Annotated in this window: 29 protein-coding genes and 3 tRNA genes; 12 read left to right on the top strand and 20 right to left on the bottom strand. The window is 68.9% G+C overall.

Translation table 11 applies throughout. The annotated features are described in order from the left end of the window. The first annotated feature begins 283 nt into the window (after nucleotides 1-283). The 3 genes from QM597_RS01935 to QM597_RS01925 are packed head-to-tail and all read left to right on the top strand — an operon-like array spanning nucleotide 284 to nucleotide 2,252. Nucleotides 284-1,315 (top strand): adenosine deaminase, encoded by a 1,032-nt coding sequence (locus tag QM597_RS01935; RefSeq protein WP_415003188.1) that lies wholly within the window; start codon nucleotides 284-286, stop codon nucleotides 1,313-1,315. Continuing rightward, nucleotides 1,312-1,695, top strand: a complete 384-nt coding sequence (locus QM597_RS01930; RefSeq protein WP_415003187.1) for a hypothetical protein — start codon at nucleotides 1,312-1,314, stop codon at nucleotides 1,693-1,695. The genes QM597_RS01935 and QM597_RS01930 overlap by 4 nt, the downstream gene beginning before the upstream one ends. A 29-nt stretch (nucleotides 1,696-1,724) precedes the next feature. After that, nucleotides 1,725-2,252 (top strand): DUF4190 domain-containing protein, encoded by a 528-nt coding sequence (locus QM597_RS01925; protein ID WP_415003186.1) that lies wholly within the window; start codon nucleotides 1,725-1,727, stop codon nucleotides 2,250-2,252. Between the two features lie 21 nt (nucleotides 2,253-2,273). On the opposite strand, the gene QM597_RS01920 is transcribed toward QM597_RS01925, so the two are convergent. From QM597_RS01920 to QM597_RS01895, 6 genes are all read right to left on the bottom strand, one after another. Beyond that, nucleotides 2,274-3,308 (bottom strand): UDP-N-acetylmuramate dehydrogenase, encoded by a 1,035-nt coding sequence (locus QM597_RS01920; RefSeq protein ID WP_415003185.1) that lies wholly within the window; start codon nucleotides 3,306-3,308, stop codon nucleotides 2,274-2,276. A gap of 75 nt (nucleotides 3,309-3,383) precedes the next feature. Beyond that, entirely contained in the window at nucleotides 3,384-3,554 is a 171-nt protein-coding gene (gene rpmG, locus QM597_RS01915; RefSeq protein ID WP_415003184.1) for a 50S ribosomal protein L33, read from the bottom strand. 62 nt (nucleotides 3,555-3,616) lie between these two features. Then, nucleotides 3,617-3,690, bottom strand: a tRNA-Met gene (locus QM597_RS01910). A gap of 52 nt (nucleotides 3,691-3,742) precedes the next feature. Next, a tRNA-Thr gene (locus QM597_RS01905) sits at nucleotides 3,743-3,815 on the bottom strand. Nucleotides 3,816-3,870: 55 nt separating this feature from the next. Next, nucleotides 3,871-4,902: a quinone-dependent dihydroorotate dehydrogenase gene (locus QM597_RS01900; protein ID WP_415003183.1), complete on the bottom strand. Its 1,032-nt coding sequence runs from the start codon at nucleotides 4,900-4,902 to the stop codon at nucleotides 3,871-3,873. Nucleotides 4,903-5,162: 260 nt separating this feature from the next. After that, nucleotides 5,163-5,244, bottom strand: a tRNA-Tyr gene (locus QM597_RS01895). A 93-nt stretch (nucleotides 5,245-5,337) separates the two neighbouring features. Here QM597_RS01895 and QM597_RS01890 point away from each other — a divergent pair. Further along, nucleotides 5,338-5,829, top strand: a complete 492-nt coding sequence (locus QM597_RS01890) for a YajQ family cyclic di-GMP-binding protein (RefSeq protein ID WP_415003182.1) — start codon at nucleotides 5,338-5,340, stop codon at nucleotides 5,827-5,829. Nucleotides 5,830-5,843: 14 nt separating this feature from the next. On the opposite strand, the gene QM597_RS01885 is transcribed toward QM597_RS01890, so the two are convergent. The 8 genes from QM597_RS01885 to QM597_RS01850 form a co-directional block, all read right to left on the bottom strand. Next, nucleotides 5,844-6,593: an aspartate/glutamate racemase family protein gene (locus QM597_RS01885; protein ID WP_415003181.1), complete on the bottom strand. Its 750-nt coding sequence runs from the start codon at nucleotides 6,591-6,593 to the stop codon at nucleotides 5,844-5,846. Between the two features lie 5 nt (nucleotides 6,594-6,598). Next, entirely contained in the window at nucleotides 6,599-8,128 is a 1,530-nt protein-coding gene (locus QM597_RS01880; RefSeq protein ID WP_415003180.1) for an NCS1 family nucleobase:cation symporter-1, read from the bottom strand. 348 nt (nucleotides 8,129-8,476) lie between these two features. After that, the gene (locus QM597_RS01875) at nucleotides 8,477-9,196 is read right to left on the bottom strand and encodes a GntR family transcriptional regulator (RefSeq protein WP_415003179.1); all 720 of its coding nucleotides are present in this window, start codon (nucleotides 9,194-9,196) and stop codon (nucleotides 8,477-8,479) included. Further along, nucleotides 9,193-10,431: an allantoate amidohydrolase gene (locus tag QM597_RS01870; protein WP_415003178.1), complete on the bottom strand. Its 1,239-nt coding sequence runs from the start codon at nucleotides 10,429-10,431 to the stop codon at nucleotides 9,193-9,195. The genes QM597_RS01875 and QM597_RS01870 overlap by 4 nt, the downstream gene beginning before the upstream one ends. Continuing rightward, nucleotides 10,424-11,641, bottom strand: a complete 1,218-nt coding sequence (locus QM597_RS01865; protein WP_415003177.1) for a pyridoxal-phosphate-dependent aminotransferase family protein — start codon at nucleotides 11,639-11,641, stop codon at nucleotides 10,424-10,426. Before QM597_RS01865 ends, QM597_RS01870 begins: the two co-directional genes overlap by 8 nt. Next, the gene (gene allB, locus QM597_RS01860) at nucleotides 11,634-12,983 is read right to left on the bottom strand and encodes an allantoinase AllB (protein ID WP_415003176.1); all 1,350 of its coding nucleotides are present in this window, start codon (nucleotides 12,981-12,983) and stop codon (nucleotides 11,634-11,636) included. Before allB ends, QM597_RS01865 begins: the two co-directional genes overlap by 8 nt. A 199-nt stretch (nucleotides 12,984-13,182) precedes the next feature. After that, on the bottom strand, nucleotides 13,183-14,670 hold the full coding sequence (locus QM597_RS01855; RefSeq protein ID WP_415003175.1) for an AtzH-like domain-containing protein: 1,488 nt from the start codon (nucleotides 14,668-14,670) through the stop codon (nucleotides 13,183-13,185). Continuing rightward, nucleotides 14,667-15,725, bottom strand: coding sequence for an acetamidase/formamidase family protein (locus QM597_RS01850; protein WP_415003174.1), 1,059 nt, complete (start codon nucleotides 15,723-15,725; stop codon nucleotides 14,667-14,669). The genes QM597_RS01855 and QM597_RS01850 overlap by 4 nt, the downstream gene beginning before the upstream one ends. 123 nt (nucleotides 15,726-15,848) lie before the next feature. Between QM597_RS01850 and QM597_RS01845 the strand changes: the two genes are divergently transcribed. Beyond that, nucleotides 15,849-16,523, top strand: a complete 675-nt coding sequence (locus QM597_RS01845) for a YoaK family protein (RefSeq protein WP_415003173.1) — start codon at nucleotides 15,849-15,851, stop codon at nucleotides 16,521-16,523. 177 nt (nucleotides 16,524-16,700) lie between these two features. Here the strand turns inward: QM597_RS01845 and rlmB are convergent, their stop codons facing one another. Continuing rightward, complete coding sequence (rlmB, locus tag QM597_RS01840) at nucleotides 16,701-17,648, bottom strand: 23S rRNA (guanosine(2251)-2'-O)-methyltransferase RlmB (RefSeq protein ID WP_415003172.1); 948 nt, start codon at nucleotides 17,646-17,648, stop codon at nucleotides 16,701-16,703. Nucleotides 17,649-17,650: 2 nt separating this feature from the next. Further along, a complete protein-coding gene (cysS, locus tag QM597_RS01835) occupies nucleotides 17,651-19,057 on the bottom strand; it encodes a cysteine--tRNA ligase (protein WP_415003171.1) in 1,407 nt (468 codons plus the stop codon). 55 nt (nucleotides 19,058-19,112) lie between these two features. Here cysS and ispF point away from each other — a divergent pair, with 55 nt between their 5' ends. The 4 genes from ispF to QM597_RS01815 all read left to right on the top strand — a co-directional run bounded on the left by ispF (nucleotide 19,113) and on the right by QM597_RS01815 (nucleotide 21,147). Further along, entirely contained in the window at nucleotides 19,113-19,595 is a 483-nt protein-coding gene (ispF, locus tag QM597_RS01830; protein ID WP_415003170.1) for a 2-C-methyl-D-erythritol 2,4-cyclodiphosphate synthase, read from the top strand. A gap of 110 nt (nucleotides 19,596-19,705) precedes the next feature. Beyond that, nucleotides 19,706-20,143 carry a hypothetical protein gene (locus tag QM597_RS01825; RefSeq protein ID WP_415003169.1) on the top strand — a complete coding sequence of 146 codons (438 nt, stop codon included), beginning with the start codon at nucleotides 19,706-19,708 and terminating at the stop codon, nucleotides 20,141-20,143. Beyond that, nucleotides 20,144-20,734, top strand: a complete 591-nt coding sequence (locus QM597_RS01820) for a hypothetical protein (RefSeq protein ID WP_415003168.1) — start codon at nucleotides 20,144-20,146, stop codon at nucleotides 20,732-20,734. Between the two features lie 17 nt (nucleotides 20,735-20,751). Next, the gene (locus QM597_RS01815) at nucleotides 20,752-21,147 is read left to right on the top strand and encodes a hypothetical protein (protein ID WP_415003167.1); all 396 of its coding nucleotides are present in this window, start codon (nucleotides 20,752-20,754) and stop codon (nucleotides 21,145-21,147) included. A 295-nt stretch (nucleotides 21,148-21,442) separates the two neighbouring features. Here the strand turns inward: QM597_RS01815 and QM597_RS01810 are convergent, their stop codons facing one another. From QM597_RS01810 to QM597_RS01800, 3 genes are all read right to left on the bottom strand, one after another. Next, complete coding sequence (locus QM597_RS01810) at nucleotides 21,443-21,733, bottom strand: hypothetical protein (RefSeq protein ID WP_415003166.1); 291 nt, start codon at nucleotides 21,731-21,733, stop codon at nucleotides 21,443-21,445. After that, nucleotides 21,734-22,054 carry a hypothetical protein gene (locus tag QM597_RS01805; protein ID WP_415003165.1) on the bottom strand — a complete coding sequence of 107 codons (321 nt, stop codon included), beginning with the start codon at nucleotides 22,052-22,054 and terminating at the stop codon, nucleotides 21,734-21,736. A 144-nt stretch (nucleotides 22,055-22,198) separates the two neighbouring features. Then, complete coding sequence (locus tag QM597_RS01800; RefSeq protein ID WP_415003164.1) at nucleotides 22,199-22,684, bottom strand: CarD family transcriptional regulator; 486 nt, start codon at nucleotides 22,682-22,684, stop codon at nucleotides 22,199-22,201. 182 nt (nucleotides 22,685-22,866) lie between these two features. Between QM597_RS01800 and QM597_RS01795 the strand changes: the two genes are divergently transcribed. Continuing rightward, nucleotides 22,867-23,478, top strand: coding sequence for a hypothetical protein (locus tag QM597_RS01795; protein ID WP_415003163.1), 612 nt, complete (start codon nucleotides 22,867-22,869; stop codon nucleotides 23,476-23,478). Nucleotides 23,479-23,575: 97 nt separating this feature from the next. On the opposite strand, the gene phoU is transcribed toward QM597_RS01795, so the two are convergent. Then, nucleotides 23,576-24,226: a phosphate signaling complex protein PhoU gene (gene phoU, locus QM597_RS01790; RefSeq protein WP_415003162.1), complete on the bottom strand. Its 651-nt coding sequence runs from the start codon at nucleotides 24,224-24,226 to the stop codon at nucleotides 23,576-23,578. Between the two features lie 134 nt (nucleotides 24,227-24,360). Here phoU and QM597_RS01785 point away from each other — a divergent pair, with 134 nt between their 5' ends. Together QM597_RS01785 and QM597_RS01780 are read left to right on the top strand one after the other, a co-directional pair. Beyond that, nucleotides 24,361-25,503 (top strand): sensor histidine kinase, encoded by a 1,143-nt coding sequence (locus tag QM597_RS01785; protein WP_415003161.1) that lies wholly within the window; start codon nucleotides 24,361-24,363, stop codon nucleotides 25,501-25,503. After that, nucleotides 25,500-26,180, top strand: coding sequence for a response regulator (locus QM597_RS01780; RefSeq protein WP_415003160.1), 681 nt, complete (start codon nucleotides 25,500-25,502; stop codon nucleotides 26,178-26,180). The genes QM597_RS01785 and QM597_RS01780 overlap by 4 nt, the downstream gene beginning before the upstream one ends. Nucleotides 26,181-26,183 lie beyond the last annotated feature (3 nt).

Raw genomic sequence — 26,183 nt, 5'->3', positions numbered from 1 at the left:
TGAGCGAGAAACGAGCGAGCCTCGAAACGACGCAACCCTCGCGGTGGGTGGCAGCGGGTCCCTTCGAGGCTCCGGCCGCAGGCGGCCTACGCACCTCAGGGACCAAGTGGCTTCGGGTCGTTGAGGTGTGAGCGAGAAACGAGCGAGCCTCGAAACGACGCAACCCTCGCGGTGGGTGGCAGCGGGTCCCTTCGAGGCTCTGGCCGCAGGCGGCCTACGCACCTCAGGGACCGGGCGGCTTCCCGGTCGTTGAGGGTGGACCCCGATGGGCCAGGATGGGGCGATGCGGCCGCTTGACACCCTGCCGAAGGCACACCTGCACCTGCATTTCACCGGCTCGATGCGTCACGCGACCCTGCTCGACTTGGCCCAGGCCCACGGCATCGACCTGCCGCCTGCACTGCACGAGGACTGGCCGCCGACGCTGAGCGGTGCCGACGAGAAAGGGTGGTTCCGCTTCCAACGGCTCTACGACACCGCCCGCGCGGTCCTGCGCACCGAAGCCGACGTACGTCGGCTGGTGCGCGAGGCCGCTGAGGACGATGCCGCCGACGGAGCACGCTGGACCGAGATCCAGGTGGACCCCTCCGGCTACGGTGCCCTGTTCGGCGGCATCACCGCCTTCACCGACCTCGTGCTCGATGCCGTGCGCGAGGCCGAGGCACGCACGGGGCTGCGCATGGGCGTCGTCATCGCGGCCAACCGCACCCGCCACCCGCTCGACGCCCGCACCCTCGCGCGGCTCGCCGCCCAGTACGCCGGCCGCGGCGTCGTCGGATTCGGGCTGTCCAACGACGAGCGCCGGGGCGACACCGAGGATTTCGCCCCGGCCTTCCGCATCGCGGCCGAGGCGGGCCTGGCGGCCATGCCGCACGGCGGCGAGCTGCGCGGCCCGGAACACGTCACCGCCTGCCTGGACCATCTGCATCCCCAGCGGCTCGGCCACGGCGTACGGGCCGCCGAGGACCCGCGCCTACTGGAGCGCATCGTGCGCGACGGCGTCGCCCTGGAGGTGTGCCCCGCCTCCAACGTCGCCCTCGGCGTGTATGCGACCGTCGAGGAGGTCCCCGTGCGCGACCTCCTCGACGCAGGGGCGACGGTCGCCCTCGGGGCCGATGACCCCCTGCTGTTCGGCACCCGACTCGCCGGACAGTACGCCTTGCTGCGCGCCGCCCAGGACTTCTCCGACGGTGAGCTGGCCGACCTCGCCGCAGGCTCGTGGCGGGCCTCGCTGGCCCCGCGTGATCTCGTCGACACGGCCCTGGCCGACGTGGGTTCCTGGGCCGCCTCCGATGTGGGAGGCTGGGCGCGATGAGCGACGTTCCCCCGCCCCTATACCCCCGGTATCCCGCGACGCCGGCGGCCCCGGTGCCGTGGGGTTATCCGTGGCCGGTGGCCCCGCTGCCACCCCAGCTTCCCGGCGCGACGACCGCGCTCGTGCTGGGCATCGTCGCGCTCGCGGGCGGGCTGGTCCTGGTCGTGCCGCTCGCGGTGGCACCGCTGGCCTGGTACCTGGGCGCGAAGGCCAGCCGCCTCGCCGAGCGCGAGCCGGGACGGTGGCGCGGAGCCGGATCAGCCCGGACCGCGATGGTGCTCGGCATGGTCGGATCGGCCCTGCTGGCGATGCTGACGATCTTCGCTGTGGTCGTCATCACCCTCATGTGGGTAGCGATGCTGACCCCGTCACCGTACTGAGCGGCCCCGTTCATGGCATGCTCGTGGCTATGAGTGACCCCGGACAGCAGCCCCCCACGGATCCGTACCGGCCCGAAGCGCCGTACCAGCCGCAGCCCCCCTACGGTGCCGCAGCACCTCAAGGACAGCCGACTCCGCCTCCGCAGAACCCCTACGGCGCGCCCCAACAGCCGCCCTACGGTGCCGCGCCCCAGCCGATGTTCCCCCCGCCAGCCGGCCCGCTGGTGCCGATGCAGCCGCAGGCCCAGACCTCGATGATCCTCGGCATCATCGGCCTGGCCAGTGCCGCCATCTTGTGCGGTCTGTTGCTGTTCTTGTCACCGGTCGCCTGGATCATGGGTGCCAAGGCCGTCAAAGAGATCGACGCCTCCGGAGGGCAGTTGCGCGGGCGCAGCGAGGCGCAGACCGGCATGGTCACCGGCATCATCGGCACGGTCCTGCTGATCCTCGGCGTGTTGGCTCTCATCGGCTTCATCGTGCTCGCAATCGTGGTCGACGAGTCCACCGACGACTACTACTACGACTCCGTCTCGATGCTGCTGAACTGGATCGGCTGACCGGTCCCTGAGGTGCCGCAGCTAAAGGGCGCAGCCGATGAGCACCGGCTCGGGTTCGAGGACGACCCCGTAGCGCGCAGCCACGCCGTCGCGCACCTCGCGGGCCAGGCTCAGCAGTTCGCCGGTCGTCGCACCGCCCCGATTGGTCAGCGCGAGCGCATGCTTGGTCGACAACCCAACCGGCCCGTGCGCGCCGCCGTGGCCACGGTCGAATCCGGCGTGGCTGATGAGCCACGCGGCACTGGTCTTGACCGTCGAACCGTCAGCACCGGGGAACTGCGGCGCGTCATCGGGCAGCCGAGCGGCCTGCTCGGCACTCAGGATCGGATTGGTGAAGAACGATCCGGCGCTCCAGGTGTCGTGATCGGCGGCATCGAGCACCATGCCCTTGCCACGGCGCAGCGCCAGCACCGCCTCACGGACCCGCGCCGACGGCACCCGCTCTCCCGGCTCCACGCCGAGGCTGCGCGCCAGCTCGGCGTAGGCCACCGGGGCACCGAGCGAGCCGAGACGGAACTGGAAGGTCACGTCGAGCACCACGTGACGGCCCGGCTCGGCGGTCTTGAAACGGCTGGAGCGATACCCGAAGTCGCACTGATCGGCCGTCAGGGTGCGCACCGCGCCGTCGATTCGGTCCCAGGTGCGCAACCGCACGAGGGTCTGCGCGACATCCTGGCCGTAGGCACCGACGTTCTGGATCGGCGTCGCGCCCACCGACCCGGGAATGCCCGAGAGCGCCTCGACACCGATCCACTCGTCCTCGACCGCGCGGGCCACGAAGCCGTCCCACGGCTCCCCCGCAGCCACCGTGACCGTCGCGCCGCTACAGGCGTCCTGGTCGACCTCGACACCACGGGTGCGTACCAGCACCACCCGGCCGTCGAAGCCCTCGTCGGCGACAACCAGATTGCTACCCCCGGCGACCAGAAGCACAGAGATCCCTGAGGCGTCGGCCTGGCTGACCGCCTCGATCAACTCCTGCGTCGTGGTCGCCTCGACTACCTCGCGAGCCGGGCCGCCAAGGCGCAGTGTCGTCACCTCCGAGAGCCGCATCATGGCCGCGACTCTACCGGCCGGCAACGCCGACGGCCCCCACCCGTCATGCGGGTAGGGGCCGTCGAAGGCGAGGCGTCAGCGCGTCTCGCGGTGAACCTGATGGCTGTTGCAGCGCGGGCAGAACTTCTTCACATCGAGCCGTTCGGGGTCGTTGCGACGGTTCTTCTTGGTGATGTAGTTCCGCTCCTTGCACTCGGTGCAGGCAAGGGTGATCTTGGGGCGGACATCGGAGCTCTTGCTGGCCACGGGAGTGCCTCAGTTCTTGGTGAATCGTCGGTGGTGAATCAAGTTCGTGCTGATGATCTCGGTAGCGGAGGCGGGGCTCGAACCCGCGACCTCACGATTATGAGTCGTGCGCTCTGACCAACTGAGCTACCCCGCCGGCTTCGCGAGTCACCTCGCGACAGGGATTCGCGGTCTTCACCGCAATCCAGAGCCCCTTTACGGAATCGAACCGTAGACCTTTTCCTTACCATGGAAACGCTCTGCCGACTGAGCTAAAGGGGCAAGCCGACGCCCAACCATACAGGCACTCGGGCCAGAACGAAAATCGACCCCTCGCTCACCCGGCGGCGCGGGCCAGGCGGGCCGGCCAGGCGGGGCCTTCGTAGATGAATCCGGTGTAGCCCTGGACCAGGTCGGCACCCGCATCGAGCCGCGCGCGGACGTCCTCGGGCGTGGTCACGCCGCCGACGCCGATGAGCGCCAGGCGCTCGCCCACACGAGCGCGTAGCCGGGTCAGAACCTCGCTGGCTCGGGTCACCAGGATCGGGCCGGACAGGCCCCCCGCCCCGGCGGCCTCGACCTCGCCGCGCGGTGTCCGGAGCGTGTCCGGCCGGGCGATGGTGGTGTTCGTGGCGCTGATGCCGTCCAGGCCGAGAGCGAGGGCCAGGTCGGCGACCGCGTCGATGTCGGCATCGGCCAGGTCCGGCGCGATCTTGACCACCAGCGGCACGCGGCCGCCGTGGTTGGCCTCGGTCACCTCGCGCACCGCCGTCAGGATCGGCGCCAGCTGCGCGGTGGCCTGCAGGTCGCGCAGCCCCGGCGTGTTCGGGCTGGACACGTTGACGACGAGATAGCTCGCGTACGGCACCAGCAGGCGGGCGCTCTCGACATAGTCGGCCACCGCCTGCTCGGCGGGCACCGCCTTGGTCTTGCCGATGTTGACGCCGATCACCGCGTCTCGGCCCGCGCGCGTGCGGCGCAGGCGGTGCAGCCGGGCCGCGACGGCGGCGGCACCGTCGTTGTTGAAGCCCATCCGGTTGACGACGGCCCGGTCCTCGACCAATCGCACCAGGCGCGGGCGGGGGTTGCCCGGCTGCGCCCGCGCGGTCACCGTGCCGATCTCGACGTGACCGAAGCCCAGGGCCAGCAAGCCGGGGACGGCCTTGGCGTTCTTGTCGAAGCCCGCCGCCAGGCCGAAGGCGTGCGGGAAACGCACCCCCATGACCGTGCGCGGCGACTCCGGCACCCGCGCAAGGGGCCGGACCGCCCGGCCGCCGAGGCGGATCGCACGGAACGCCTGCTCGTGGGCGGCCTCCGGGTCCATGCGGGCGAAGACATGCCGGAACAACGGGTCGTAGAGGGAAGCCACGATGCCAGCGTAGTGGTGCGCGCGGGCGGACCCGTCCGCGCAAGAACCAGGCAGGTAGAGGACTCCATCGCTCGCTGCGGATCCTGAGGTGCGAGCTTGCGAGCCTCGAAGGGCGCTCCTCCCCGAATCCGCTCGGCTCAAGAACCGGGCAGGTAGAGGACTCCGTCGCTCGCTGGCGCTCGCTCCTCCCCGAATCCGCTCGGCTCGATGCACGCCAATGGCCCCCCAGCAGAGAACGCTGGGGGGCCATTGGCGTGCGGTGGCAGGTAGAGGATTCGAACCTCTGAAGTCAGTGACGGCTGATTTACAGTCAGCTCCCTTTGGCCGCTCGGGCAACCTGCCTCGCGTGCCGCCCGCGCGCGGGCGACGGTGAGCAAGACTACCGCACGCCGTTAGGCTGGCCGAAACCAGACCGCGTACGCAGGAGAAGCACACATGGCCGATTCGTCGTTCGACATCGTCAGCAAGTTCGACCGCCAGGAAGCCGACAACGCGCTGAACCAGGCGGCCAAGGAGATCTCGCAGCGCTACGACTTCAAGAACACCGGCGCGGCTATCGAGTGGAAGGGTGAGAACGGCTTCGAGATCACCGCCAACGCCGACGAGCGCGCGCTCGCGGTGCTGGAGGTGTTCAAGGAGAAGCTCATCAAGCGCGGCATCAGCCTCAAATCCCTCGATGCCGGCGAGCCGCGCCAGAGCGGCAAGGACGTCAAGATCAACGGCACCTTCAGCGACGGCATCAGCTCCGAGCAGGCCAAGAAAGTCTCCAAGCTGATCCGCGACGAGGGTCCCAAGGGCGTCAAGGTGCAGATCCAGGGCGACGAGCTGCGCGTCTCGGGCAAGAAGCGCGACGACCTGCAGGAGGTCATCGCGCTGGTCAAGGCCGCCGACCTCGACTTCGCCGTCCAGTTCGTCAACTACCGCTGACGCACACCCACCCCTCAGCGGGCGAGGAGTGCTCGGGGTTCGATGGCGGCGAGGGTGCCCGTGAAGGGCTTCGCCCCCGGCACCGCGAACTCGCCCCGCTTGGAGGTCCGCAACCCCTGCCGAAGCAGTCCGGCGACCGTCGCCGTCGCCGCGGCCACCCCGTCGACCACCGGGACGCCGAGGCGCTCGGCCAGCCAGGCGGTGAACTCCGTCATGCCCGCACAGCCCAGCACGATCACGTCGGAACGGTCCGCCACGAGCGCGGCCTCGGCGAACTCCGCGATCTTCTCGCGCGCCAGCGGATCGGTCTCCAGATCCACCACCGCGATACCCGAAGCATGCACCCCCGCGCACTGCCGTTCCAAGCCGTAGGAGACCGCCAGCTCCTCGATGTGCGGCACCGTGCGCGCCAGCGTCGTGACGATGCTGAACCGGCGGCCGAGGTAGGCCGCCGTGCGCATGGCAGCCTCGGCGATCCCGACGACCGGCCCGGCGGCCAGTTCGCGCGCCGCCGCCAGGCCCGGATCGCCGAAGCAGGCGATGACATAGCCGTCGACCCCGGCGGCCTCCCCCTCGGCGACCCGGGCCAGCATCCCCGGAACCGCGAGGGCGTCGTCCACCTGCGACTCCAGGGACACCGGCCCGGCGACCGGGCTGACCGCCTCGACCACCGCCTCGGGGCCTGCGACGGCAGCGGCGCAGGCCCCGATAGCGGCCGTCATCGACACCGTCGTATTCGGGTTGATGACGCGGATCGTGGTCATGGCGGTCAGCGGCTCGCTTCGGCCTTGGCCGCGCCGTAACCGGCCACGTCGAAGACCCGCGCGAGGGCCAGGTACACCAGGCCCGAACCGATGGCGCCGACAAAGAAGCTGTAGTCCGGCAACGACGGCAGCCATCCGGTCAGCTTCGGGATCACGACCGACAGAATCGATACGACGCCCGCCGCGATCACCGTGTACACCGCAGCCGGGTTGTAGCCCTTGACGTAGTGGTACTCGCCGTCCTCGTCGAGGGTGAACATGTCGTCCACGACGACCTCCTGGTTGCGGACCAGGTAGTAGTCGGCGATGAGGATGCCGTACAGGGGGCCGATCAAGGCACCCAGCAAGCCCAGCGTCCAGAAGATCGCATCGGCGTTGTCGTACCAGTTCCACGGCGTCAGCAGCACCGAGCCGACCGCCGCGATCATGCCGCCCATACGCCAGCTGATCTTCTGCGGCGCGACATTGGAGAAGTCGAACGCCGGCGAGATGAAGTTGGCGACGATGTTGATGCCGACCGTGGCGATGACGAAGGTCAAGCCGCCCAGCAGCACCGCCGTCCACGTGTCGATCCGCTCGACGGTGTGTACCGGATCGGTGATGAGTTCTCCGAAGACCGGCACCGTCGCGGCGGCCGTCAGCACCACCAGCAGGGCGAACAGCGTGAAGTTGACCGGCAGGCCCAGGAGGTTGCCCCGCTTGACCGCCTCGTAGCTCTTGCCGTACCGCGAGAAGTCGCCGAAGTTGAGCGTCGGGCCGGAGAAGTACGACACGACCAGCGCGATGGCCGAGCAGAACGCGCCGATGGCCGCCCAGCCGGAGACCTGGTGGTCGCTGAGGTTCATGTTGATGTCGAAGTCGGCGCGGTAGAGCATGTAACCGCACAGCACCACCATGACGACATAGACCGCCGGGCCGCAGAAGTCGATGAAGGCACGGATCGCCTCCATGCCCCGCCAGAACACCAGCGCCTGCGCGAACCACAAGATCGCGAACGAGATGTAGCCCAGGTACGACAGACCGAGGAACGAGGTGTCGCTGCCGGCGATGTCGGCCAGGCCCGGCCAGATCTTCATCAACACGATCGACAGCGAGCCAGCCGCCAGGAAGGTTTGGACGCCGTACCAGGCAATCGCGATGCAGCCGCGGATGATGGCCGGGATGTTGGCCCCGAGAACACCGAACGCAACCCGGCTGATGACCGGATACGGCACGCCGGCGAACTGGCTCGGCTTGGCGACGAGGTTGGCCAGTCCCTGCACGATGACGATGCCGATGATGAGGGCGAGGAACACCTGCCAGCTCGTCAGGCCGAGCATGAACAGGCTGCCTGCGGTCACGTACCCGCCGACACTGTGCACATCGGACATCCAGAAGGCGAAGATGTTGTAGGAGGTCCAGGTCTGGTTCTTCAGCGGAGCCAGGTCCTCGTTGGTCAGACGCGGGTCGTAATCGCGCTTCGCGGCTCCCGCGCCGGGCGGGTATCCGGCTGCCTCAACGATGTCGTTGGGCAACTCCTTGTGGCTGTCGGCCATGGGTGCTCCTCAGGGTGGATGGACGTCCGTACCGTTCATCCCGAACGCTAAGAATCACCTGTTTCACCCAACGTTTCCGCAGGTAAAAGGTTGTTCACGCGAGTCCTATAGGAACCGGCCGACGGAATGGGGACCGTGCGCCGATCAGCGCTGGCTGAGGTGCGTCCTTCGAGGGCGCTCGCTCCTCGCGCCACCTCAGGGATCGGGGCTTTCGGTGGCTGAGGTGTGAGGCCGCCTGCGGCCGAGCCTCGAAGCCACCACCGCTGGTCGGCGGAGGTCCCTTCGCCCTTCGAGGCCCCTCCTTCGTCGGGGCACCTCAGGGACCGGATCCGCCTATCAGCGCGACTCCTACACGCGGAAGTTCTCGCGGTCGTCGGCGAGCATCTCGATGCCCTCGAGCAGATGGTCGTAATGAGCATCGGATTCGGCCAGCAGCCGGTCGACGTCGCGGGCGCAGAACGCCTCGAGCATCGCCTCGTGGTCACGGCCGAACTGCTCCCAGTGGAAACCGTCGAGCCGCGACATCGGTCGGGCCGGTTCGGTGAGGTTCCAGGCGGACTCGTACATGCGCAGCAACCGGCGCATCCGGGAAGGTGCGATCAGCGCGAGATGGAAGGACCGGCTGGCGTCGTGATAGGCGCGCTCGTCGCCGCTACGCGCGGCATCGGCGATATCCTCATGCGCCTGGCGCACGGCCTCATCGTCCTCGGCCGTCGCACATCCGACCGCCGCCCGCAACGACGCCTCCTCTAACGCCCGGCGCACCTCGTACAGTTCGCGGAACTCACCGAAGGTCAGTTTGGCGACGCTGTAGCCGACATGCGGCACGTGCTCGACCAGTCCCTCGCCGAGTAGGATCTTGAGCGCCTCCCGCACCGGGATCTGACTCACACCGAAGAAGTCGGCCACCGCGTCGATGGGGATCGAGGTCCCGGGCGGCTGATCGCCGCGCAGGATCGCCGCGCGCATGTCATCGAGCACCAGCGGCTGTTCCCCCGCAATGGCGGAGTTCTGCAGGCGGGCGGTGAACGCTGAACGACGGCGCGGGCCTCCCGGTGATCGCGTCATGCGTCCACCGCCTCGGCCACGGCGATCACCGCCGCCTCAAAGGCGTCCAACCCGCGGGCGACGTCGATCTCGCGCACATTCTCGCCGGGATGATGACTGATCCCGTCGTGGCAGCGCAGGAAGAGCATGGCGATCTCGGTGACCGTGCCGATCGCCATGCCGTCGTGACCGGCTCGACTCCACAGTGCCATCGGATCCGGATCGCCGGTCGCCACGATGCCCGTGACCACCGCGTCGCTGAGCCATCGCGCACACGGCATCGCCGGAGCGCTATGCGACTCCCGCCATTCGAAACGCAGCCCCCGCGCGGCGCACAACTCGCCGATACGGCGCTCGTACTCGTCCCAGAGCGCATCGCGGTCCTCGTCGTGCTCGGCCCGCAGATCGAGACTGAAATCCGCACGCCCCGGCACGACGTTGACGCCACCGGGGCGCACCGTAATCTGCCCCACCGTCGCGATGCACGATCCGGCCCGCGCCAGCTCCTCGATGAGCGTGACCGCACGGCTCGCGCCGACCAGCGCGTCACGGCGGCGCTCGTACGGCGTACCGCCGGCGTGCCGAGCCTCCCCGACGACACTCAAGACGAACCGGCGCGCACCGGCGATGGAGGTGACATAGCCGAGGGAGGCATCGGCAGCCTCCAGATACGGACCCTGCTCGATGTGGGCCTCCAGGTAGCCGACCAACTCTGCCGGTTGACGGGCGGCTTCACCAACCCGGCGCGGGTCCAGGCCGAAATCGCGGAACGCCTGATGCACCGTGACGCCGTTGCGGTCGCGCAGGTCCCACCAGTCCTCGTCCCACAGGCCCGCCGCCGCGCTGCTGCCGAGCAGGGCCTTGCCGAAGCGGGTGCCCTCCTCGTCGCTGAACCCGACGACCTCCAGGGCGAACGGCATCGTCGCCATGCGTTCGCGCAGCCGGCCCGCGACGGCAATCGCCATGACGACCCCGAGCATGCCGTCGTAACTGCCGGCATCGGTAACGGTGTCGAGGTGGGAACCGAGCAGCAGTGCGGGCAGGCCCGGCTCACGCCCCTCGATGCGTCCGTACTGATTACCGGCGGCATCGACCCAGGTGGCCAGGCCCGCCCCCTGCATCCAGTCGGCGACCGCCTGATTGGCTGCAGCGTGCTGCGGTGACAGGTAGACCCGTTCGAGCGCCTTCGGTAGCGCGGAGAACCGGTCCAGCTCGGCGCAACGGTCGAGCACGGTGGCGGCCGACCAGTCAGACATCGGCGTACACCTCCCGCGCCGCACCGACCCCGGCACCGGGCGTGGGGGAAGCCCCCGCAGCGCGCAACACCTGCTCCAGCACCGCGAGGGTGACGAGCACCGCATCGGTGCGAGCGTTGTAGCCCATCGTCCCGATCCGCCAGACCTTGCCGTGCAACGGACCGAAGGAGGTGCCGATCTCGATGCCGTAGTCCTCCAGCATCCCGGCGCGGGCGCGGTCGCCGTCGACGCCCTCGGGGATGCACACGGCGACGACGTTGTGCATCTTGTGGTCGAGGTTGCCGAACACGCTCAGGCCGAGTGCCTGCACGCCGGCCAGCATCGCCGCCCCGTGCAGTCGGTGTCGCTCGACAGCGGCGTCCAGCCCCTCGGCTACGAGAAGCCGGGCGCACTCGCGCGCCCCGTACAGAGCGGAGGTCGCCTCCGTGTGGTGGTTGAGCCGCCGCTCGCCCCAGTAGTCCATAATCATCGCCAGGTCGAAGTAGTTCGACGCGATCCGCCGCCCCCGTGCCACGTCGCCGTCGTCACGGATCCCGGCCTCGACGTGACGCCGCGCCTCGATCACCTCGACCGCGCGCGGGCCGAGGGTGATGGGCGCGGTTCCCGACGGGCCGCCCAGGCACTTCTGCAGACCCGCAGTGACCACATCGATCCCCCACGCATCGGTGCGGAAGTCGTTGCCCCCGAGGGAGGCCGTCGCATCGCAGTACACGAGCGCGCCGTAGCGGCGGCAGATGTCACCGAGGTCGGCGAGCGGCTGACACATCGTCGTGGCGGTGTCGCCCTGCACGACCGCGACGACCTTGGGCCGTATCTCGCGGACGGCCGCCTCGATCTGCTCGGGCGCGAACACCTCGCCCCACGGAACCTCGATGGTGTGGACCTCCGCGGCACAGCGTTCGGCGATCTCGGCCAGCAGGTGACCGAAGCGGCCGAAGACCGGCACGAGTACCCGGTCGCCCGGCTCCAGCAACGAGACCAAGGCCGCCTCGATTCCCGCGCGCGAGGTGCCGTCGACGAGGAACGTCTGCTCGTTAGCCGTCCGGAACACCTCCCGGTACAACGCCATCGTCTCGTTCATGTAGCCCGTCATGGCCGGGTCGTACTGGCCGACCAGCGGCGCCGACATCGCCCGCAGCACCCGGGGGTCGGCGTTGATCGGCCCCGGCCCCATGAGCAACCGGTGCGGAGGATGGATCTGGTCATGCATGAGAAGCCGCCTGTTCACGAACGAGCGTGCGCCCGAAAGCGTGGTCGACACGCTCGATGTCGACAGCGTTGCCGCGCACGATGGTCTTGGTGATGCGCCCGCCGAAGTGCAGGCCGTCGTATGCCGAGATCGGGTTACGGTGCGCCAGCCTGGTCGCCTCGATGCGAAAGCCGACACCCGCGTCGTACAGGGCGATGTCGGCGTCCGCGCCGACGGCGATACGTCCCTTGGACGTCAGCCCGACGAGGTCGGCGGTGTTGGACGACATCCATTCGCAGACCCGCTGTAGCCGGATGCCGCGGCGGCGTGCCTCGTGCGCGATGACGCTGAAGCCCACCTGAAGGCCCGAGACCCCGCCCCACGCCTGCTGCAGGTCGCCGTCACCGCGCAACTTCTCCTCGGCGGTCGCCGGCGAGTGGTCACTGACGATCGTGTCGATCACGCCGTCGGCGAGTGCCCGCCACAGTTCCTCGCGGTTCCCGGTGTCACGGATCGGCGGGCAGCACTTGAACTGAGGCGCGGCGGGCGGAATCGTCTCGGCGGCGAAGCACAGATAGTGCGGGCAGGTCTCGACCGTCAGCCGCAGGCCCTCGGCCCGTGCGTCGGCGATGAGATCGAGAGCACGGGCGCTCGACAGATGCAGGATGTGAACGCGAGCGCCCGTCTCGCGGGCACCTTCGATGACCCGGCGGATCGCGACGACCTCGGCATCGTCGGGGCGCGAGCGCACGAAGTCCCGGTAGGAGCGGGTCGGCATCGCCGGCGCGGCGGCGAGTGTCGGGCCGTCCTCGGCGTGCACGATCATCAGGCCGTCGAAGCGGGCAATCTCGCGCAGCGCGGCGAGGAACTCCTCGCCGTCCAACGGGGGAAACTCATCGACCCCCGACGGCGACAGGAAACATTTGAAGCCGAAGACGCCCGCCTCCCACAGCGGTTCGAGGTCGGGCAGGTTGCCGGGCACCGCGCCGCCCCAGAATCCGACGTCGACCATGAGCTGATCGCGCGTCGCGGCGCGTTTGACCTCCAGCCCGGCGACGGTCGTGGTCGGCGGGATGGAGTTGAGCGGCATGTCGATGAGTGTCGTCGCGCCGCCGAGGGCCGCCGCTTCGGTGGCCGAGCCGAAGCCCTCCCATTCGGTCCGGCCCGGCTCGTTGACGTGGACATGGGTATCCACGATGCCGGGAACGACGTAGGCGCTCTCCGGTGCCACCAGCACGTAGCCGGACACCTCGGCGTCGAGCGGCTGGATCGACTCAATGGTCCCGCGCCGGAAGGTGACCGTGGCCGGAACGAAGGCCCCGTCGATCAGCACTCGCTCCCCGCGCACCGCATCGACCCTCATGCTGCCGACGTTAGGGTCGCCGCAGTTCGCGCCGGAGACAGATTCGTTACCGGCATGTAACGGAACTTCTATAGGCCGTCGGGCGGGGTCCGGTCCCCTTCGGTCCCTTCGAGGCGCGCAAGCTCGCACCTCAGGGACCCAGACTGCGCGGGTCCCTGAGGTGGCGCGAGGAACGAGCGCCCTCGAAGGGCGAAGGGACCTACTCGAGAGATGCGGCCAGGTCGAGCAGAACGTGGTCTCGTCCCCGGCCCGCCAGGAGTCCGACGCCGCACGGCAATCCGGAGTCCGCAATCCGGGTGGGCACGCAGGCCGTCGGCAACCCGCCGAGGCCGGCCAGGCAGGTCAGGTTCAGGTTCGCCTCGCGCACCGCCGCCAGGTCGTCGCCCAGCCGTGGTGCCACGGTCGGTGCCGTGGGCACGACGGCTACATCGTCGCCGACCAGATCGGTGATGCGCTCGCGGGCCAGCGCCAGCGCTGCCCCACCGTCATCGGCCCGCTCGGCAGCGGCGGCGAACCGGGCGCGCACGTCCGGGCCGAGGGTGTCCATGCGCTCGGCCAGCCAGGTACCGTGTGAACGCCAGGCCTCAACCGCCTGATGCGCGACGAAGACTTCCCGCCAGGACTCCAGCAGCGCGAGATCCCAGTGGACCGTCTCCGCGCCCCAGGCTTCTGCGGCGCTGCGCACGGCCCGGCGCACCTCCTCGCTCGCACGGTCGAGCAGGGCCACCGGCAGCACCAGCCGCGCCGGGGCGGACGGCGGTGCGTCCGTCAGCAGGACACGACCGACCCGGCGCAACGTGTCCGCGTCACGGGCGAGCCATCCCACCGTGTCAAAGGACGGTGCCAACGGCATCACGCCCGCCATCGGAACCGCCCCGTGGGACGGGCGGAAACCGAACAGGCCGGTGTATGCCGCCGGGATGCGGATCGAGCCTCCCGTGTCGGTGCCGAGTCCGATGCTCGCCTGCCCCGAGGCCACGGCGGCGGCCGATCCGGAACTGGACCCGCCGGCCAGGCGGCCCGGCGCGGCGGGGTTGGCCGGGCTGCCGTAGTGCGCGTTGACCCCGGCGAGGCTGTAGGCGAACTCGTCGGTGCGCGAGATGCCGGCCACCTCCGCACCCGCAGCGAGCAGCCGCCCGACCGCCTCGGCATGGACCGGCTCCGCGGATGCCTGGGCGAGCCACGCCGGGTTCCCCGCGCCGATGGGCTGGCCGGCGACGGCGAACAGGTCCTTGACCGCCACCCGCTCGCCCGACAGAGCGCCCGGTCCGCTCGCGCGCACCAACGGATCGCCGACGACCCGCCAGGTCCGCGCATCGAAAGCCGGTGGCGGGCCGGACACGTGTGCGGCGTGGACGTGCCAATGGCCGTCGGTTCGCCGCCACAGTTGGCTCTGCAGGCCCCGTCCGCCGGCTGCCAGCGCGGTTTCGGCGAGTACCCAGGCGCAGTCCTCGTCGACGACTCTCGTCTCGACGCGCAGCACCGTCCGGCGCGGCGCTCCCCCGCGCCGGGCGCGGAACGCCGCGATCTCGTCGTGCCCCACGAGAACCCCGGTCGCGTCGGCCCGGACCGTCTGCGGCCCCGGCGCGAAGATCGCGTCGAGTTCGGCCACATCGTCGGCCATCAAGGCGCGCTCGTAGCGCCAGAATGCGTCGATCAGCCCCTCGGGTTCGCCTGTCGCGTTCACGCGAAGTCCGCCTTCCTGATGCGCGCATGGACTCCTTTGACGACATCGACCACCTGCGAGATGTCGAAGTCGGTCGCGGCGCTCAGGTAGGCGTAGGCGTGGCCGGCGTCCATGCCGTAGCGGAGGGTGAGCAGACCGATGGCCGCGCGCACGCAGTTCTGCACGGCGAGGTCGAGGTCCTCGTCCAGACCCGTCGGGATGAGGTAGTCGCAGGTCTCGGCGACCGGGGCCGCGAGATCGCCGAACCGGGCCGCAGCTTCCTCGGCCGCGATGACGTCGAAGCGCACCGTGGCGCGCAGCGACGCCTCCAGGGCGGTCAGCGCGACCTCGCCGTCGCCCTGCGCGAAGTGCGGGTCACCGACGTACGCCAGCGCGCCGGGCACCTGGACCGGCAGATAGAGCGTCGCACCGGCGGTCAGCAGCCGGATATCGATGTTGCCGCCGTGACGCCCCGGCGGGACGGTGTGCAGCCGCTCCGGTCCCGGCGTGGCCACGCCCATGATGCCGAGGAAGGGGGCGAGCGGGAAGGTCACCGTGCGTTCGTCGCCCGGCCCGTAGGCCATGACACCGCAGCCGGTCTGCTCGTCGACCGAGGCGAACACGCTGAACACACCGTCGCCGCGCGGAAACTCTCCCGGCAGCGCGCCCTTGCCATGCCGGTTCGACACGACGCCGTACGGCACCCGAGGCAGCGCCTCGACCAGGGTCATGGCGAGCAGGTCGCCCGGCTCGGCTCCCCGAACGGCAATCGGGCCGGTCACGACGTGCGGGCCGTCGACACCGAAGGTGCGCGCGTAGTCCGAGGCCGCCAGGGCGACCGCATCGTCGAGCACACCCGGAACGTCGTACGGCTCGAAGAAGGCCCGTGGATCGCGCCCCTGGTCTTCGAGTATGCCTTCATGGCTCAGCGTGTCGATGGTGACCTGATCGCCGGGGTCGATGGTCAGCACCGGCCGGTCGGCGGCGCACGGGAGGCGTCCCCAGCGGACGTTCTCCCCGGTCGAAGGCAGATACCGCGTCGAGGCGAGGGGGCCGCTGCCGGGCTGCAGGATCATGGACGCCCACGCTACGGAGACGACGACGGCCCCCGATCACGCGAATGTGACAAACAGGTGAAGGAAATCCGATATGACCGCGCGCCGGGCGACAGCGGGCCGGAGATCACCCACACTGACCCGGTGACCACGACCCGACGCGAACCCCTGCTCCTGGGCCTGATGCTGGCCCTCACCTTCTCGACCGGCGTGATCGACGCGGTCGGCTACCTGGGGCTGGACCGGGTCTTTACCGGCAACATGACCGGAAACGTCGTCATCCTCGGCATGGCGGTCGCGGGCGCGGACGACCTGCCTATCGCCGGTCCGCTGCTGGCCCTCGGCGGCTTCCTGGCCGGCGCGGCCCTCGGCGGGCGCGCCCTGCGGGGGCGTGCCTCGACGGGCTGGGACGGGCGCATCACGGTGTTGTTCGGGCTGGTCGCTGCGGTGCTGTTCGCTGTGAGCGGCGTGCTCCTGGCCGACGAGCATCCGGCGCACGGGCCGGCGCTCGCCCTCACCACAGCGCTCGGCGCAGCGATGGGGCTTCAGGCGGCGGTCGCCCGGTTCATCGCGGTCAAGGACGTGACGACCGTCGTGGTGACCTCCACCATCACCGGCCTGGCCGCAGATTCGGTGCTGGGCGGCGGCAAGCCGGGACACGCGAACCGCCGCATGGCCGCTATCGCCCTCATCACCACCGGGGCTGGGGTCGGTGCCTTGGCGCTGCAGGTCCACCTCGGGCTGGGTGTGCTGATCGCCGCCGCCCTCACCGCTGCCGTCACCGCCACCGGCCACCTCCTCCACCGCCCCGCCCGCTGAAGGGCGGGTCCCTTCGAGGCTTCCCACCCACAACCGGACCCGGTCATTGAGGTGCGAAGCGAAGCGAGCCTCGAAATGACCTGCCATCGGCCGGGTCCCTTCGAGGTTCGGCCGCAAGCGGCCTCACACCTCAGGGACCGCTGTGCTGCGCCACACCTCGATACCGAAGGCCCTCGGTCAGGGGCGCGACTGGGCGATGGCGTACAGGGCGATGCCGGCCGCGACCCCGGCGTTGAGCGATTCCAGGTCCGAGGCCATCGGGATGCCGACCAACTGGTCGCAAGTCTCCGCGACCAGCCGCGACAGGCCCTTGCCCTCGCTGCCGATCACCACGACGAGCGGCCCGTCACCGAGCGTCAGGTCCGGTAGCGACACGTCGCCGTCGGCGGCCAGCCCGATGACCATCAGCCCGGCCTCCTGATAAGCCTTGAGCTGGCGGGTCAGGTTGGTGGCGCGCGCCACGGCGACCCGTGCCGCTGCGCCTGCGGACGACTTCCAGGCCGAGGCAGTCATCTGCGCCGAGCGCCGTTCGGCGATCACCACGCCGTGCGCGCCGAAGCCCGACGCCGACCGCACGACCGCGCCGAGGTTGCGCGGGTCGGTCACCCCGTCGAGCACCACGATCAGCGGATCTTCGCCCCGCTCCGCAGCGACGTCGAGCAGGTCGTCGGGGTGGGCGTACTCGTAGGCGTCCAGTTTGGCCGCGATGCCCTGGTGTACGGCCCCGGCGGTCAGCCGGTCGAGTTCGGGCCGGGTGATCTCCAGCAGCGGCACATGCAGTTCCGAAGAGAGCCGGAAGATCTCCCGCAGCCGCTCGTCGCGTTCGATGCCGTCGGCCACGTACAGGCCCGCCACGGGTACCCGTGAGCGCAGCAACTCGACCACCGCGTTGCGGCCAGCCACCCACTCCGGGCCGCCGTCGGACTTGCGCCGGCGCGGCTTGGCCGCCTCGCGCTTCTCCGTGGCCCGAGCCATCTTGTACGCCTTGTGATTGGGCCGCTCCTCGGCACGCGGCGTCGGCCCCTTGCCCTCCAAGCCCTTACGCCGACGGCCGCCCGACCCGGCGGTCGGATTGCCCTTGCCGGACTTCTTGATCGCGCCGCGGCGCTGGCTGTTGCCTGCCATGTTCAGGCTCCCTTCACCGACCACCGCGGACCGTGCGGGGTGTCCTCGATCTCGATACCGGCGGCCGCGAGCTGGTCACGAACCCGGTCGGCGGCCGCGAAGTCCTTGGCCGCGCGGGCCTGCGCACGCTGCGCGAGCAGGTCGTCGACGAGACTGCCGAGCGCCGCACCGGCACCGGACGGCTCGACACTGCAGGCCCAGACCGGCGAGAGCGGATCGACGCCGAGCACGTCCAGCATGCCGCGCACGCGCGCCAGGGACGCCGCCAGCGCCTCGCCGCCGGCCGTCAGCAGGCCATTGCCCTGGGTCACTTCGCCGTTGAGGACCGCGAGCGCCGCAGGCACCGACAGATCGTCGTCCATCGCTGCGGTGAACTCCTCGGGCACCGGACCCGGTTCGCCCGCACCGACGAGCTCGGCCGCCCGGCGCACGAACCCGGCGATCCGCTCGAAAGCGACCGCAGTCTCGGCGAGGGATTCCTCGCTGTATTCGATGATCGAGCGGTAGTGCGCCGAGAGCAGGTAGTAGCGCACCGCAATCGCCGGGAAGCGCTTGGCGACCTCGCTGACGCTGAGCGTGTTACCGACGCTCTTGGCCATCTTCGCGCCGCCGAGGTTGAGCATCGCGTTGTGCATCCACCTGCGCGCGAACGCCTGCCCGGCCGCCCGCGACTGCGCCATCTCGTTCTCGTGGTGCGGGAAGCGCAGGTCGAGGCCGCCCCCGTGGATGTCGAACTCACTCCCGAGGTATTTCGCGGCCATCGCCGAGCATTCCAGGTGCCAGCCGGGCCGCCCGCGGCCCCACGGGGTCGGCCAGCTCGCGCTTCGCGGCTCGCCGTCCTTGTGGCCCTTCCACAGGGCGAAGTCGCGCGGATCGCGTTTGCCGTCGGCCGGGGCGTCCGGGGCGTCCTGCATGTCGTCGACGCGCTGGTTGCTCAGCGCGCCGTATTCGGGCCACGAGCGCACGTCGAAGTAGACGTCGCCGGAGTCGTCGGTGGCCGGGTAGGCGTGGCCGCGCTCGATCAGCTCGGCGATCATCTCGATCATCTCCGGCACGTGGCCGGTCGCCCGCGGCTCGTAGGTCGGCGGCGTGCAGCCCAGCACCTCGTAGGCGGCGTGCAGGGCACGCTCGTTCTCGTAGGCCACGGCGTACCAGGGGCGGCCCTGGTCGGCCCCCTTGGCGAGGATCTTGTCGTCGATGTCGGTGACGTTGGCGACGATGGTGACCTCGTAGCCCGCGCGTTCCAGCCAGCGGCGCAGGACGTCGAAGACGACTTCCTTGCGGATGTGGCCCAGGTGCGGCGGCCCCTGCACGGTGAGTCCGCAGTGGTAGATGCTCACGCGGCCGGGGACGACCGGGACGAACTCGGTCGTCCGGCGGGTGGCGGAGTCGTACAGATGCAGAGCCATGATGGTCACCAGCCTATCGGCCCGGACCTGCAGCGCCGTGCGGCATGATCGAGCCATGAGAACCGGGATCGGGACCGATGTCCACCGCCTCGCTCCCGGACGCGAACTCTGGGTCGCCGGGCTGCACTGGCCCGGTGCCGAGGCGGGCCTCGCCGGGCACTCCGACGGCGACTGCGCCGCGCACGCGATGGTCGACGCGCTGCTGAGCGCTGCGGGCCTCGGCGACATCGGCTCGGTGTTCGGGGTCGATGATCCGCGCCGCACGGGTGCCTCGGGAGCGGAGTTCCTGACCGAGACCGCCGCGCGGGTGCGTGAGGCCGGTTACGAGATCGCCAATGTGGCGGTGCAGGTCATCGGCAACGCCCCCCGCATCGGCAGTCGCCGCGAGGAGGCTCAGGCGGTGCTCGGTGCCGCCGTCGGTGCCCCGGTCAGCGTCTCGGGCACGACCACCGACGGCCTCGGCCTGACTGGTCGCGGCGAGGGCATCGCCGCCATCGCCACGGCCCTACTCCTCGAACCGGAAACCCACCGCACCTGAGCGTCGCAACCCGTGAGGCTGGGACCGCAGAAATCGCTCCTGAACGCTTCCGAAACTCTCGATACAGCGGCTATTGTGGTGCCCTCGGGGAATGTGATGAAGGAACAGACATGATCCGACGGCTTCTGATTTCCCTCCTCTTGGTTTGCCTCACTGTCTGGTACACGCCTCTCCTTGTAGTCGCCGATGATGGAGAGAACGTTGACCCCGAACTTCAAGTTCTTGGCGATGAGATCGCTGAGAGCCTCACCCTGACCGATGCTGAAGAGTCAACCGGCAATACTCAGTTGGCACTTCCCGATGTGGCTGAGGCGGGACTGGTGATCGGGGACGATTTCGCGACCGCAGTCGTGATGGATGTTCCGGCAGAAGGCACCGGAACGGTGGTGGCTACGGCCAGCCAAGAGTTTACGATCTATGAGGGAACAGAACCCGAAACTGCCATCGCCGTACAACCCACCGCCGATGGAGCCCGAGCCCTTATCCACATCTCTGGTCACGACGCCCCGGAGAGATTTGAGTTTCCATTCGGCGGAGATGTCACTTAATTGATTCTCCGGGCCGACGGAGGTGTAGATCTCTTCGAAGAGTCCGGAGAAATCATCGGTAACGTCGACCCGCCGTGGGCAGTCGACGCTGCTGGCGCCGAGGTTCCCACTCACTTTGAGGTTGACGGGCTGACCCTCACTCAAGTCGTTGAGCACATCGGCGGCGACTGGGAATACGGAATTGTCGCGGACCCCAGCACGAATGCATGGGGTGCTTGTGGGTTGAGAACCTCACCAACCAAGGTCGTTGATCGCTACCCAGGCAAAGGGGGAACATATACTCTGCGATGTGGCGACAAAAACTACGGTTACCGGCATATCTTGCAGAACCATCGGTCACAGTTTGAGGCTTTAGCGGCCGGTACTGGCAAGAACTGGCGTGATGTAGCCGACATGGCCATGACTTGGGCCGCAAAGGATCCCGACAAGACTGTGATGAACGTCGGGGGCGGCAAAGGATGCAAGTCAAGGCTCTTGTTCCTGAGGAACAACCGTACCAACCAAGTCGTCCGGCAACAGCGATTCGCGATGTACTACGTGAACTCCTCGTTGAACATCGTGACCGTTTACCCCAAAGGCAGCGGCTGTTGAGTCCAGGAGAGGTGGATGTGAACGCCAAGACCCTCGCTGACCTCATTGAGGCGTTGGAGCGTTGGAATATCGACGTCCGAGCGATACATGGAAGTCTTCACTTGACCGCCGAGAACGGCGTGCCCCTGTTCCACCGACCACAGTTGGTGATGGATGACGAGCTTCTGAATGCCTGGGTGGAACAGGAGGCGCAGGACGCTGCTCTGCTCGGGGGACCCCTCGAAGTCTTGGCTACATGGTTGGTCGAGACGACGACAGCAACCATCGGCGACGAACCCAACCCGACAACCCGACTCGGCCTTCGGCAAAGTCGGACGGGTCTCATCGAGACCTTCGCCGAACCATCGGCCGAGGCGAGTCCCCGCGACCAGGCAACCCCCGACCCTGAACTCCTCTGGACTCCGCACCCGTAAGACCCTCGACGCACCTGAACGATCACATCGCGGTCAGTCAGCCGACCGGCACGAGGAAGGTGACCTCGGCCTGACCGGTCGCGGCGAGGGCATCGCCGCCATCGCCACCGCCCTGCTCCTCGACACCTGAGGCAACGAAAGACCTCCGCACTCGACCACATCTCCCGATACGACCGGCGGACAGCGACTCACGCGGTCGCCTATCCTGACGGTAGCAAGACTTCGACCTCTTACCTTCGGGTTCGTGAGTCAGGTCGGCCCCCGGTGTAGCCACGGCAGCCGGGGGTTGCTTCTTTCAGCCGCGTTGAACCACGTGAGTCAACTCGGCGATCTCCTCGAACAACGCTCCGCGTCCGAACAACAACTTCTGCCGGTAGGCGCTGCAGACGAGATCGGGCAGCCACAGCAAGTGCTCCGAGCCGGGTGAGACCGACACGAGTGCCATCGACTCGCTGATCGCCTCCTCAGCGATGAGCCGCTTCCTGACCAGGCGATCGAAGTTGTTCTTGCGAGCCTCCCGCTGCTCCTCGATCACCACGAGGTTTACCGGCGGATGAGAACCCGACACCGCCGTGCGCAGCGCCATCTACAGCCGCCCGAGCACGACCCCTCGGGCTTGAAGTCCGTCGTCATCGTCGTCCAGAACGACCTTGTCGACGACGACACAACTCTCATCGGGGACGCGAAAAGTCCGAAGCAGCGCCCGCGTGCGTGCACGGCCCTCTTCGGTACGCAGTTGATCCGTGGTGTGCCACCAGCCGCCGGGAACCAGGGAGTCGAGTTCCTCACGCAGAGGGTTCCGGTCCCCGTGGAGCACCACCACGGCCGCCATGACATAGAAACGACGTCGACCATCCTTCTCGACGTGGTACGTCTCATCGAGAAAGGCCACCGGGCCGATACCCACTCGCGCATAGTGGGTTTTGAGAACCGCGACCTGCCCAGGCCCTGCGGGTGGACTCATGGGATGCCGACCCGGTACGTCATTAAGTCGCTGTCGACTCACACCGGCCCCCAAAGCCAGCCCCCTCACGGGAAGCCCGCGCTTTCTCTAGCTGGCGAGGACCTCGTCGAGGCGGGCCTCGGCCTTGTCCTTGTTGGTGTTCTCCGAGACCGCCAGCTCGCCGACGAGGAACTCGCGCGCCTTGGCGAGCATGCGCTTCTCACCGGCCGACAGGCCGCGATCATTGCCGCGGCGCCACAGGTCGCGCACGACCTCGGCCACCTTCATCACGTCGCCGGAGTGCAGCTTCTCGAGGTTCGCCTTGTAGCGGCGCGACCAGTTGGTCGGCTCCTCCACGTGCTCGGCGCGCAGGACGCCGAAGACGCGCTCGATGTCGTCGGCGTTGATGGCCTCGCGCACGCCCACGAGATCGACATTGCACGCAGGAACGCGCACGACGAGATCGTTCTGCGAGATGATCCGCAAGACGAGGTAGTCGCGGTCCTCTCCCTTGATCTTCCGGGTCTCGATGTCTTCGATGACGGCCGCCCCGTGATTGGGGTAGACCACCGTTTCACCGACCGTAAAAGTCATTGAGAAAGCACCTTTCCTAGAAAACCCAGTCTACCACGGTTCGTTCAGGGCACCCTTGGTTGTTTTTCATCCCGGATGCCCCCGCCCGTCGCCGGCCGTGATTTCCCCGGTCCGGCACCCGCCGGCCATCTGACTTCGCTACGATCAGGCGCGTTGACCGCCTCTTGGGAAAGGCCCCTGCCGTGCGACTGGACCGCTACCGCCGAACCACCCTCGCCGCCGTCGCGGTGGCCGCCGCGCTGACCGCCGGAGCCTGTGGCACCAGCTTCGACGCCCAGACCAACCAGCAGTACCAGGCCGGCATCGGTGCCGATGAGCGCGGCACCGACGTCCAGGTCCTCGGTGCTCTGCTCGTGGCGAACGAAGACGGCAGCGCCACACTGTCGGGAACGCTGGTCAACACCACCGACACCGACCAGCGGCTCACCACAGTCACGCTGGCCGACGCCGACGGCACGCAGTTCGTGCTGGCCAGCGACGACGAGGAGGAACTGCTCGTCGCACCGGGCCAGGCCCGCACCCTCGGCATGGCCGAGGCCGACTCGGACCAGCAGGCCAGCAAGGTCTATACGACGACCGGGATCGACCACCCGGGCCTCTACTACACGCTGACCCTAACCTTCGCCGATGCCGGCGAAGTGACCATCTCGATCCCGTCAGTCGCGCGCAACTCGATCTACGCGGGCGTCGCACTGCCGCCCGGTGCCGACCCGGCCGAGAACGACAAGCGCCCCGGCGACGGTGCCACCGAGGACGACGGCGCGGAAGCCGAGCACGGCACCGACGAGCACTGAACCCGCAGCGGGCGAAGCGGCCGGGGCAGGTCCCTTCGAGGCTCCTCGCAAGCTCGTCGCACCTCAGGGACCGGGGTCGGCCTGGACAGGCGCGTCCTCACTCGTGGGTGGGGACCTCGCCGGTGACCAGGTAGACGACCCGGCGGGCCATCGAGACCGCGTGGTCGCCGATGCGCTCGTAGTAGCGGCCGAGCAGCGCCAGGTCGATGGCCGGCTCGACGCCGTGCTCCCACGAATCGCTGAGCAGCACGCGGAACAGCTCCTTGCGCAGCTTGTCCATCTCGTCGTCGGTGTCCTCGAGCTTGCCGGCCGCGACGAGATCGCGGTTGGCGGCGATCCGCGACGCGGCATGGATCATCTGATCGGCGACCGACGCCATCGCCATGATGGTCGGCTGCAGGTTCTCCGGCACGGCGACCTCCGGCATACGCAGGCGAGCGACCTTGGCGACGTGGACCGACAGGTCCCCCATCCGCTCCAGGTCCGCAAGCATGCGCAGCGTGGCGACCAGCTGGCGCAGGTCGGTGGCGACCGGCTGCTGGGTCGCCAAGAGCAGAAGGGCGCGCTCCTCGATGCCCTCGATGGTCTCGTCGATGGCCTTGTCGCCGTCGATGATCTGCTCGGCGAGCGGCGCGTCGGCGTTGAGCAAAGCGGCGGTGGCAGCGGCAACGGCACGGCGAACCGATCCGGTGAGGCTCACCAGGTCGTCGACGATGGAGTCGAGCTGCTCGTAATAGGAATCACGCATGACCGTGACGGTAGGCGCAAGCGGTGAACGCCAGGCGACGTGGAGTGAACGAGGCATGAACGGCCGCCGAAAGTCCGGCTGTGAGGGGCCTCGTACGGTGATCGTCCGGTGAACTCCGCCGTACGATCACCGATGTGGACGCAGAGGTCGCGTGGGTACTGTCCGGTGCCGTCGGATTCGTCATCGGCGCGCTCGTGACCTTCGTATGGAAGTACGACGAAAGCCGACGAGAGGAGATCCCCGTGCTCGCTGACCCGCCACTCGTACCGGCAGGTGCCGACGCGGTGCTCAAGGCGCTGCCGTCGTCGGCGGTCATCGTCGACGCCTCCGACGAGGTCCGGCAGGCTTCCGCCCCTGCCGTCGCGCTCGGCCTGGTCCGCGACGGAGAACTGCATCCCGACACCCTGGTCGACCTCGTCCGCCAGGTGCGCCGCGACGGCCAGGTGCGCGAGGCGGACGTGGAGGTGCCGGTGCGCCGCTCTGCCCCGCTCCAGGTACACGCCCGTGTCGCCCCGCTGACCTCCCGGCTCGTCCTCGTCCTGGCCGAGGACCGCACCCAGGCCGAACGGCTCAACGCGATCCGCCGGGACTTCGTCGCCAACGTCAGCCACGAGCTGAAGACCCCCATCGGGGCGATCACCCTGCTCGCCGAGGCCGTCGCCGAAGCCACCGACGATCCCGAGGCAGTGGCCCGCTTCGCCGGACGCATGGGCGACGAGGCCGCCCGGCTTACCCGGCTCGTCCAGCAGATCATCGACCTGTCCCGCCTGCAGAACGACGTCCTGAGCGAAGACGTCTCCGCCGTCCGCGTGGCCGACCTCGTCGATGACGCTTGCGAGCACTCAGTGACGGAGGCCGAAGCCAAGCGCATCGACCTGCGCGCGACCACCGACGGCGAGCTGTACGTCCACGGCAACCGGGCGCAACTGCACGCCGCAGTGAGCAACCTGGTCGAGAACGCCGTCACCTACTCTCCGGAGAACTCCCGGGTGGCGGTCTCGGCGCGCCGCGAGGGCGGCAACGTGCTCGTCACCGTGACCGACAACGGCGTCGGCATCGCCGCTCACGAGCTGGACCGGATCTTCGAGCGGTTCTACCGCGTCGACCCTGCCCGCGCCCGCTCGACCGGGGGGACGGGCCTGGGGCTATCGATCGTCAAACACGTCGCCGCCAGCAACGGAGGGACCATCGAGGTGTGGAGCGAACCGGGCACCGGCTCGACGTTCACCCTGATCCTTCCCGCATTCGACCCCGACCTCGACGAGGAGAGACCATGACCAAGGTGTTGGTCGTCGAAGACGAGACCAGTTACAGCGAGGCCCTGTCGTACGTGCTGCGCAAGGAGGGCTTCGACGTGGCCATTGCCGAGACCGGTCCCGATGCGCTAACCGAGTTCGACCGGGGCGGTGCCGACATCGTGCTGCTCGATCTCATGCTGCCGGGCCTGTCGGGAACCGAGGTGTGCCGGCAGATCCGGCAGACGTCGTCCGTGCCGATCATCATGGTCAGCGCGAAGGACACCGAGGTCGACAAGGTCGTGGGCCTGGAACTGGGTGCCGACGACTACGTGACCAAGCCGTACTCGCCGCGCGAGCTGGTCGCCCGCATCCGGGCCGTGCTGCGCCGAGGCGCGGGCGAGGATCTGGACGACGAGACGTCCTTGGAGGTCGGGCGCATCCGCATGGACGTCGACCGGCACCTGGTGACCGTCGACGGGCACGAGGTGCGGCTACCGCTCAAGGAGTTCGAACTGCTGGAGTTCTTCTTACGCAATCCCGGCCGCGTGCTGACCCGCGGGCAACTGATCGACCGGGTGTGGGGGTCGGACTATGTCGGCGACACCAAGACCCTCGACGTTCACGTCAAGCGGCTTCGCGCCAAGATCGAGCCGGACCCGGCCAACCCCTTCACCTTGACCACCGTCCGCGGCCTGGGCTACAAACTCGACAACTGATCC

Origin of the sequence: Aeromicrobium sp. (genome assembly GCF_047607065.1) — a bacterium.
In the GTDB taxonomy this organism is placed as follows: Bacteria; Actinomycetota; Actinomycetes; order Propionibacteriales; family Nocardioidaceae; genus Aeromicrobium.
This window is presented reverse-complemented; position numbering and strand designations above follow the sequence as displayed.

What these genes read in the sequence shown, in the direction of transcription:
- QM597_RS01935 (WP_415003188.1), top strand. Translation starts at nt 284, where the DNA reads ATGCGGCCGCTTGACACCCTGCCGAAGGCACACCTGCACCTGCATTTC.
- QM597_RS01930 (WP_415003187.1), top strand. Translation starts at nt 1,312, where the DNA reads ATGAGCGACGTTCCCCCGCCCCTATACCCCCGGTATCCCGCGACGCCG.
- QM597_RS01925 (WP_415003186.1), top strand. Translation starts at nt 1,725, where the DNA reads ATGAGTGACCCCGGACAGCAGCCCCCCACGGATCCGTACCGGCCCGAA.
- QM597_RS01920 (WP_415003185.1), bottom strand. Translation starts at nt 3,308, where the DNA reads ATGATGCGGCTCTCGGAGGTGACGACACTGCGCCTTGGCGGCCCGGCT.
- QM597_RS01890 (WP_415003182.1), top strand. Translation starts at nt 5,338, where the DNA reads ATGGCCGATTCGTCGTTCGACATCGTCAGCAAGTTCGACCGCCAGGAA.
- QM597_RS01885 (WP_415003181.1), bottom strand. Translation starts at nt 6,593, where the DNA reads ATGACCACGATCCGCGTCATCAACCCGAATACGACGGTGTCGATGACG.
- QM597_RS01880 (WP_415003180.1), bottom strand. Translation starts at nt 8,128, where the DNA reads ATGGCCGACAGCCACAAGGAGTTGCCCAACGACATCGTTGAGGCAGCC.
- QM597_RS01875 (WP_415003179.1), bottom strand. Translation starts at nt 9,196, where the DNA reads ATGACGCGATCACCGGGAGGCCCGCGCCGTCGTTCAGCGTTCACCGCC.
- QM597_RS01870 (WP_415003178.1), bottom strand. Translation starts at nt 10,431, where the DNA reads ATGTCTGACTGGTCGGCCGCCACCGTGCTCGACCGTTGCGCCGAGCTG.
- QM597_RS01865 (WP_415003177.1), bottom strand. Translation starts at nt 11,641, where the DNA reads ATGCATGACCAGATCCATCCTCCGCACCGGTTGCTCATGGGGCCGGGG.
- allB (WP_415003176.1), bottom strand. Translation starts at nt 12,983, where the DNA reads ATGAGGGTCGATGCGGTGCGCGGGGAGCGAGTGCTGATCGACGGGGCC.
- QM597_RS01850 (WP_415003174.1), bottom strand. Translation starts at nt 15,725, where the DNA reads ATGATCCTGCAGCCCGGCAGCGGCCCCCTCGCCTCGACGCGGTATCTG.
- rlmB (WP_415003172.1), bottom strand. Translation starts at nt 17,648, where the DNA reads ATGGCAGGCAACAGCCAGCGCCGCGGCGCGATCAAGAAGTCCGGCAAG.
- cysS (WP_415003171.1), bottom strand. Translation starts at nt 19,057, where the DNA reads ATGGCTCTGCATCTGTACGACTCCGCCACCCGCCGGACGACCGAGTTC.
- ispF (WP_415003170.1), top strand. Translation starts at nt 19,113, where the DNA reads ATGAGAACCGGGATCGGGACCGATGTCCACCGCCTCGCTCCCGGACGC.
- QM597_RS01825 (WP_415003169.1), top strand. Translation starts at nt 19,706, where the DNA reads ATGATCCGACGGCTTCTGATTTCCCTCCTCTTGGTTTGCCTCACTGTC.
- QM597_RS01810 (WP_415003166.1), bottom strand. Translation starts at nt 21,733, where the DNA reads ATGGCGCTGCGCACGGCGGTGTCGGGTTCTCATCCGCCGGTAAACCTC.
- QM597_RS01800 (WP_415003164.1), bottom strand. Translation starts at nt 22,684, where the DNA reads ATGACTTTTACGGTCGGTGAAACGGTGGTCTACCCCAATCACGGGGCG.
- phoU (WP_415003162.1), bottom strand. Translation starts at nt 24,226, where the DNA reads ATGCGTGATTCCTATTACGAGCAGCTCGACTCCATCGTCGACGACCTG.
- QM597_RS01780 (WP_415003160.1), top strand. Translation starts at nt 25,500, where the DNA reads ATGACCAAGGTGTTGGTCGTCGAAGACGAGACCAGTTACAGCGAGGCC.